The sequence below is a fragment of the Rhodopseudomonas sp. B29 genome (genome assembly GCF_000333455.1).
Taxonomy (GTDB): Bacteria; Pseudomonadota; Alphaproteobacteria; order Rhizobiales; family Xanthobacteraceae; genus Rhodopseudomonas.
This window is the reverse complement of the sequence record NZ_BADD01000561.1, coordinates 1-6512: the sequence shown is the minus strand read 5'-3', so window position 1 is coordinate 6512 and position 6512 is coordinate 1. Positions and strand designations below refer to the sequence as shown.

General features: G+C 65.3%; 9 protein-coding genes and 1 pseudogene. 4 read left to right on the top strand and 6 right to left on the bottom strand.

What is annotated here, in order from left to right; genetic code table 11:
- Positions 1-340 (top strand): annotated as a pseudogene (locus I5M_RS19985) (MFS transporter); the annotation flags it as partial.
- A 232-nt stretch (positions 341-572) separates the two neighbouring features.
- Entirely contained in the window at positions 573-1304 is a 732-nt protein-coding gene (locus I5M_RS19980) for a GntR family transcriptional regulator (protein ID WP_244432057.1), read from the top strand.
- 62 nt (positions 1305-1366) lie between these two features.
- Here I5M_RS19980 and I5M_RS19975 read toward each other — a convergent pair whose 3' ends face one another.
- The 3 genes from I5M_RS19975 to I5M_RS19965 form a co-directional block, all read right to left on the bottom strand.
- Positions 1367-1612 carry a hypothetical protein gene (locus I5M_RS19975; RefSeq protein ID WP_022723009.1) on the bottom strand — a complete coding sequence of 82 codons (246 nt, stop codon included), beginning with the start codon at positions 1610-1612 and terminating at the stop codon, positions 1367-1369.
- Between the two features lie 82 nt (positions 1613-1694).
- On the bottom strand, positions 1695-2741 hold the full coding sequence (locus I5M_RS19970; protein ID WP_022723008.1) for an aromatic ring-hydroxylating dioxygenase subunit alpha: 1047 nt from the start codon (positions 2739-2741) through the stop codon (positions 1695-1697).
- A 39-nt stretch (positions 2742-2780) separates the two neighbouring features.
- Positions 2781-3536 carry an SDR family NAD(P)-dependent oxidoreductase gene (locus I5M_RS19965; protein WP_022723007.1) on the bottom strand — a complete coding sequence of 252 codons (756 nt, stop codon included), beginning with the start codon at positions 3534-3536 and terminating at the stop codon, positions 2781-2783.
- A gap of 206 nt (positions 3537-3742) precedes the next feature.
- Between I5M_RS19965 and I5M_RS19960 the strand changes: the two genes are divergently transcribed.
- Together I5M_RS19960 and I5M_RS19955 are read left to right on the top strand one after the other, a co-directional pair.
- A complete protein-coding gene (locus tag I5M_RS19960; RefSeq protein ID WP_031337138.1) occupies positions 3743-4894 on the top strand; it encodes an ABC transporter substrate-binding protein in 1152 nt (383 codons plus the stop codon).
- Positions 4895-5034: 140 nt separating this feature from the next.
- Complete coding sequence (locus tag I5M_RS19955; RefSeq protein WP_022723005.1) at positions 5035-5424, top strand: ester cyclase; 390 nt, start codon at positions 5035-5037, stop codon at positions 5422-5424.
- Positions 5425-5545: 121 nt separating this feature from the next.
- On the opposite strand, the gene I5M_RS19950 is transcribed toward I5M_RS19955, so the two are convergent.
- The 3 genes from I5M_RS19950 to I5M_RS19940 form a co-directional block, all read right to left on the bottom strand.
- Positions 5546-5767 carry a DUF3222 family protein gene (locus I5M_RS19950; RefSeq protein WP_022723004.1) on the bottom strand — a complete coding sequence of 74 codons (222 nt, stop codon included), beginning with the start codon at positions 5765-5767 and terminating at the stop codon, positions 5546-5548.
- Positions 5768-5853: 86 nt separating this feature from the next.
- Entirely contained in the window at positions 5854-6132 is a 279-nt protein-coding gene (locus tag I5M_RS19945; protein ID WP_022723003.1) for a hypothetical protein, read from the bottom strand.
- 122 nt (positions 6133-6254) lie between these two features.
- Positions 6255-6512 (bottom strand): alpha/beta fold hydrolase (locus I5M_RS19940; protein ID WP_031337136.1); only part of this gene is annotated, 258 nt, incomplete at its 5' end.

Genomic DNA, 6512 nt, shown 5'->3' with positions numbered 1-6512 from the left:
CGCGCTGCTGTTCTATCTGTTCTTCGACAGCCTGACGTCGCTGTATCTGATCTCGGCGATGTTCGGCCTGTTCCAGGGCGGCATCGTGCCGGCCTACGCCATCATCGTGCGCGAGGCGATGCCGGCGCGCGAAGCCGCGACCCGCGTCGGGCTGGTGATCATGGCGTCGGTGATGGGCATGTCGCTCGGCGGCTGGATCTCCGGCGTGATCTTCGACGCCACCGGCTCCTACGCCGCCGCCTTCCTCAACGGCCTCGGCTGGAACGCCCTCAACATCACCATCGCGGTGGCGCTGCTGCTGCGCGCGCGAGGGCGCGGAGCGCGAGTAGCGGTGGCTTGACGGTGCCGCCGCCTAACCGTGGCCTCCGCAGCGCGGCCGCCCGACCGCTGAGGAGCTGGTGTAGACCTCTTCTGGGCCCATAATACCAACATTGGGATGATTCCCTTCGGCAGAGCCGCTATGTTTGCGATGAAATGCGGTTCGGCGAGTCTCGCCGGCCGGCCAACTTCGTCGTCTCACTGATCGCTGCCCAAAATCACTCATGCGAAGCCAAGATCGAGATCGAAACCGGGTGCCGCTGTATCTGCAGGTCGCATCCGTGATGCGCCACAGGATCGAGTCGGGAGTCTGGAAGGTCGGGGACAAGATCTCGACGATCGAACAGCTGGAGGCCGAGTTCAACGTCGCTCGCATCACGGTTCGGCAAGGCCTCGACCTGTTGCGCGACGATGGACTGGTCGAATCCATCCGCGGCAGAGGCACTTTCGTGTCCGGTCGTCCCGCGGAGAAACACTGGTTCAATCTGGCTAACGATCTCGAGTCGGTCATCGACGACGTTCGCGACAACACCATCAAGATCGTCCATATCGACGAGAACGCCGCTCCACCGCCGCTTCAGGCCGGCGAGGGCGTCTCGGCCGCGGACTACGTTCAATTGCGCAGCGTGCAGTTCAACCGCGGCCGGCCGTTCGCGGTCGCGGACCTGCGTCTGTCTCGGGACATCTACGTGCGCGACCGGCGCACCTTTAAGCGCAAGCCGGCGCTGCCCCGAATTATGGAGATGTCCGACGTCGACATCGCGCATGCGCTGCAGGTGGTCACGATCGGGGTCGCCGATCCGGAAACCGCCGCATTGCTCCGCGTGGGACTCGGCGAGCCGACCGCCGACTGCCGTCTGGTGCTCGTCGACCGTGCCAACGTGGCGATCTACGTCGCGGAGTTTCACTACCAGCGCAATTGTTTCTCGCTTCGCCGGGATCTGGTGCCGAAGCCGCGAAAGACCGTCCGTAAGCGCGGCGACTGAGCCGATCTCCGAGCGAAGTTCGTCCCGAACGACGTGGCTCGCAACGACCGTGGGGCCGGCGCTCAGGCTCGCAGGGCCAATTGCGCGCGTAGTCCCGTCCAAACCCGTTGGAGAGAGGCGAAGCCACTCGGCGCCGAGCCGTGATCGATCGGGATCAGATTGGTATCGTCGGCCATCGCCGGTGGAACCGGATAGCAGACCGGAATGCCCGAGATGGCGGAAGCGACGACGTCGAGAACGATCACCCGGGAATCATCGAGACTCATGCCGAACCTCATCTGCGCCAGCAAACCGTCGTTCGCCAGCATGGTATCGACAAATCCACCGAGCTGACGGCGCTTTTCGCGTCGGCGGCGCGCAAATTGTCGGCACGCGCTGCCACCATTTCGGTCAAGATGCGGCGGCCTGGCGGGCCGCCGGCTGCTCCGCTTCGATCAAGCGATCGACCATGCGCCGCATCTTCATCGGCGCTGCGTCGATGCCGAGGACGATGCGTTTGGCATCCGGCGCGCGTTCCTCCTCGAGCTGAATACGTTCGAGGATGACCTTGTCTTCGCGGAAGGCCATGTCGAGACTGGCGTTGAGATCGGCGTCCATCTCGGTCTCGTCGGTGCGGAAATTGCGGACGTGGAACCAGTGCTGCAGCACGGTGCGGCCGTCGACCGGGGTCAGCACGTGGCAGGTGTACATCTGCGTGCCTTCGGAGCGTCTCTCCATGTCGGGGATGCTGCCGGTCGGGCACGAACCCATGTCGATCCTGAAGTAACACGGCGCGGTGAAGTTGTAGTAGTGCCAGCGGTCGACCATACCGGTCAGTCCGCCGAACCTGGCGAACACACCGATCGGCGGCGCGTTGCGGATCCAGCGCCAGACGCAGATTTCGTCGTCACGATAGTCGTTGTTGACCGGAACGCTGGCGCCGGCCGGCGTGCCCAGCGTGGTGGCGTGGACGAACGTCACGTGCGCGGGATCGAGCAGATTGTCGCACAGGCTGAGATAGTTGCACTCGATCCGGAGCGTGTCGCCCTGGACCGCGTGCCAGGCCGGGTCGTCGTATTGCGCGATGTGGAAGATGCGGTCCGGATCCGCATTCTTCGGGTTGCCCATATACAGCCAGACCAGGCCGTAGCGGACCTGCAGCGGATAGGCGCGGACGGCAGCGCGGGCCGGAATGATCTCCTGTCCGGGGATGAGGACGCATTTGCCGCTGCAGTCGAACGTCATGCCGTGATAGCCGCATTCGATGGTGTCGCCCTTCACCTTGCCGAGCGACAACGGCGCGAGGCGGTGCGGGCAGGCATCCTGCAGCGCCGCGATCGTTCCGTCCTGGAGCCGGTAGAGAACGATGGGCTCCTCCAGCACGACGTGGCGGGTCGGCTCACGGCCGATGCGGTCGGCCCATACGACCGGATACCAAGCCTCTTTTATGTACGTCATGGCTGTCCTGTATCGTCTGAGGGAAGGGCCGGCGGATGCTCAGTGGTAGTAAGCGCCGCCGTCGACGACGAGCGTCTGGCCGGTGATGAAGGCCGCGTGCGGGCCGGCGAAGAAGCAGACCGCGCCGGCCAGGTCGTTCGGCATCATGTCCCGCTTCAGCGCGCGATTGCGCACCGAGAATTCCGCGACCGTGCCGGCCAGCTCGGGATTGTGCTGCACGCCGTCGCTGAGCGTGAAGCCGGGCGCCACGCTGTTCACCGTCACGCCATGCTCGCCCAGCTCGGTTGCGAGCGTGCGGGTCATCGAGACGACGGCGCCCTTGGTGGCGACGTAATGCAGCATGCCGGGATTGCCCTTGAAAGCGACGCCGGAGGAGATGTTGATGATCCGTCCGGACCGCTGCGCCTTGAACTGCGGAACCACGGATTTGCAGCACAGGAACTGCCCGATCACGTTGACCTCCAGGATGCGCCGCCATTCGGCCACGCTCAGTTCCTCGAACGGCTTCAGCGTCAGCGTCGAATAGATCCCCGCGTTGTTGAGCAGGATGTCGATGCCCCCGTACGCCTGCAGCGCGGTCTCGGCCATGCGCCGTGTGTCGTCCTCGCTGGAGACGTCGGTGTCGGCGTGCGTCGCCTGATAACCCTTGCCGCGCAATCGCTCGGCAGCGGCGGCGGCGTTCTTGCTGTCGGCTATCACGATCGCGGCGCCTTGCGCCGCCAGCGCCTCGCTCGCGGCGAACCCGATCCCCATGGCCCCGCCCGTGACGATCGCCACCTTGCCGATCAAATCCATGCAGCGCTTCTCCCCGGCCGCAACGACGACTGATAAGTTCTAAAGTTAGCACAATAGACTTATGCCGCAAGCAGCCGGCTGCGCTGAAGTTGGGCAGCGCCTGCCGGAATTATCGCCGTGCAGCTCAAACATCCTAAAGTTAGGCTATTAGGGTGAAGTGGGCAGCGGGCCGGCCCGGGCGGCCGTAAACAGAGCAGGAGGTGAGGATGAATACGTCTCGATCGTGGATCGCATGCGCCGTGGTGACCGCCGCCCTGATCGGCCCGGCGGTCGCGCAGGACACCATCAAGATAGGTGTCGATCAGCCACTCACCGGCGTTGTCGCCGCATCGGGCACCATGGTCGCGGCCGGCACGAGGATCGCCGCCGAACAGATCAACGCCAAGGGCGGCATTCTCGGCAAGAAGCTCGAACTCATCATCGAAGACAACAAGAGCAATCCCACCGAAGCCGCGGCCGTCGCCGAGAAACTCATTACCCACGACAAGGTGTCGGCGATGGTCGGGGCCTGGAGCTCGACCTACACGCTGGCGGTGATGCCGAAGCTGCTCGAATATCAGATCCCGATGGTGGTCGAGACCTCGAGCGCCGACAAGATCACCACGATGGGCAATCCCTACATCTTCCGCATCAGCCCGACCAATGGCACCGAAGCCAAGAGCTTCGCCCGTTTCGTCGAGCCGCTGGGCATCAAGAAAGCCGACTTCCTGACCGTCAACAACGATTGGGGGATCGGCGCCGCCGCCGAATTCGGCAAGATGCTGAAAGACAAGGGCCTGGTCGTCAACAAGTCGCTGGTGATGGACGCGTCCGCGCAGGACGTCACGGCTCAGCTGTCGAACCTGAAGGGAACAGACAGCGACACGCTGTTCATCACAACCGGCGTCGAACAGATGACCTTGCTGATGAAGCAGGCGCAGTCGCTCGGACTGAAGCGGCGGATCGTCACCACCGGCGGCACGCTGCCGGATCAACTGATCGCCCAGGCCGGCACAGCCGCCGACGACTCGTACCACGATGCGATGTTTGCGCCGTGGTTTCCCGACACGGCACCCGATCCGGCGCTGGCGAAGACTTTCATTGCCGACTGGGGCAAGGCCGGGCTGCCGCCGGGCGGCTTGCCGGAAGGCGCACGCGGTCACGACGCCGTCTACGTCCTGGCCCGCGCGATCGAAAAGGCGGGCTCTGCCGAGCCGGAGAAGATCCGTGCTGCGCTGTGGGAGATCAGCTACGCCGGCCTCACCGGCAACATCAAGTTTGAGAAAGCCGGCCCCGTCGGCAAGGAGAGCGGCCAAAGCCCGGCTTCAACGCATCTGGTCAAGATTGACGACGGCAAGGTGACGTTGGTCAGCAAGTAACTGGCGGGCGCCGCGCAGAAGGCGGGCCGGCGGCCGATCGATGCCGGCCGCCGGCGGAACCGCCCGGGCCGGCGCGGCGTTCAATGCCGGCGCGGTCGCGCGTGCCGGCGCCGGGCCAGTGCACATCAACGAGACCAGAGATGGCCACCTCGAATCTGCCGGATCTGTATCGGGACTACATTGCCTGCCTGAACCGGCAAGACTGGGACGCCCTCGGCCGCTTCGTCGCCGAGGGCGTGCGCCACAACGGGCGGCCGCTCGGATTGTCCGGCTATCGCGCCATGCTGGAGCAGAACTTTCGCGACATCCCCGACCTGAGTTTCAAGATCGCGCTGCTGGTCTGCGAAGGCACCTCCGTCGCCGCTCGGCTGCAGTTCGATTGCACCCCGACCGCGACGTTCCTGGGACTGGCGGTGAACGGCAAAAGGCTGTCCTTTGCCGAAAACGTCTTCTACGAATTCAGGGCCGGCCGGATCGTCGAAGTCTGGTCGGTGATCGACAAGGCGGCGATCGAGGCCCAACTCGCCTGAATGCCAGCGTGACGCCAAGCCCCGCGGCGCCGGCGTTCAGGCCATTCGCGAGACCTTCGTGGGGCAGCGAGACGCCGCGCGATATGCTGTGCTTCGTGGAGTCTGTGAGCCCGCCTGGGCCTTACACCACCTGCAGCTTCGGCTTGGCCAAAACCTGCTGCGCCAACGTAACGGGGCATTCCGGTGCGTGCTTGATCTGGTCGCCGGTCTGCAGCCACGGCACCGAGGCGTTGCACAGCTTGCATTGATTATGCGCGCCGCCGTCCTCTTCGGAGACGATCTCGATGGCCGTCTTCAGCAGGGCTGCGGCGATCTTGCGGATGTCTTCGGCGGAGTCGGTCATTGGGCGATGTCCATGATGGGCGCGCGGCCCGGTGGCCGCGGCGGCAGTTTGCCGCCGTTCGGTGGCGGGTGCAACCGACCAGGCGATCAGTAGCAGGGATGACGACGGCCGTCCTGGCCGCGATAGGCGGCGGCGCTCTGCTTGCAATGCGCGCGCAACGGGCCGTCGTAGAAGGCGTAGGCATCGCCCGGGAAAACCGGCGGGCCGTAGTTGTGCGTGAACAGCCACGGATCGGTGGACAGATGCGGTCCATAGACGTGGACGTGATGCCGGTGGTGATGGTGATGCTTGTGCCGGGCCAGCGCTGGCGCGGCAGTGAGGGCGGACACCGCGGCGACGGCGAGCGCGATCTTCAGAGCTTTCATCGGACATCCTCGGGACAGCGGAAACGACGACCACGGCCGCAACGCGCGAAGCAGCGGCCGGGTTTCATCATAGTCGGGTCGGGGGGGGAGGGCACGATCTCGTTACGGACGAGGGGTGAGATTCACAGTCGCATCCGCGCCGGCACCGCTTCGGCGCCAGCCAGCCGCTCGATCTCGCGGGCAATGGCCTCGGCGTGGGCGTGATGGGCCATGTGACCGGCGCCGTCGAGCCACAACAGCCGTGCCTGCGGGATCGCCTCCGCCAGCCGCTCGGCGTGGAGCTGCGGTGGCACCACCGCGTCGGCGCGGCCGGCGACGATCGTGGTCGGCACCGCGACACCCGGGTAGCGAGGGACGTGGTCGATCAACTGATCGCGCAG

Coding starts and splice junctions, on each gene's coding strand:
- I5M_RS19975 (WP_022723009.1), bottom strand. CDS start 1,612: ATGCTGGCGAACGACGGTTTGCTGGCGCAGATGAGGTTCGGCATGAGT.
- I5M_RS19945 (WP_022723003.1), bottom strand. CDS start 6,132: ATGAAAGCTCTGAAGATCGCGCTCGCCGTCGCCGCGGTGTCCGCCCTC.
- I5M_RS19955 (WP_022723005.1), top strand. CDS start 5,035: ATGGCCACCTCGAATCTGCCGGATCTGTATCGGGACTACATTGCCTGC.
- I5M_RS19970 (WP_022723008.1), bottom strand. CDS start 2,741: ATGACGTACATAAAAGAGGCTTGGTATCCGGTCGTATGGGCCGACCGC.
- I5M_RS19965 (WP_022723007.1), bottom strand. CDS start 3,536: ATGGATTTGATCGGCAAGGTGGCGATCGTCACGGGCGGGGCCATGGGG.
- I5M_RS19960 (WP_031337138.1), top strand. CDS start 3,743: ATGAATACGTCTCGATCGTGGATCGCATGCGCCGTGGTGACCGCCGCC.
- I5M_RS19950 (WP_022723004.1), bottom strand. CDS start 5,767: ATGACCGACTCCGCCGAAGACATCCGCAAGATCGCCGCAGCCCTGCTG.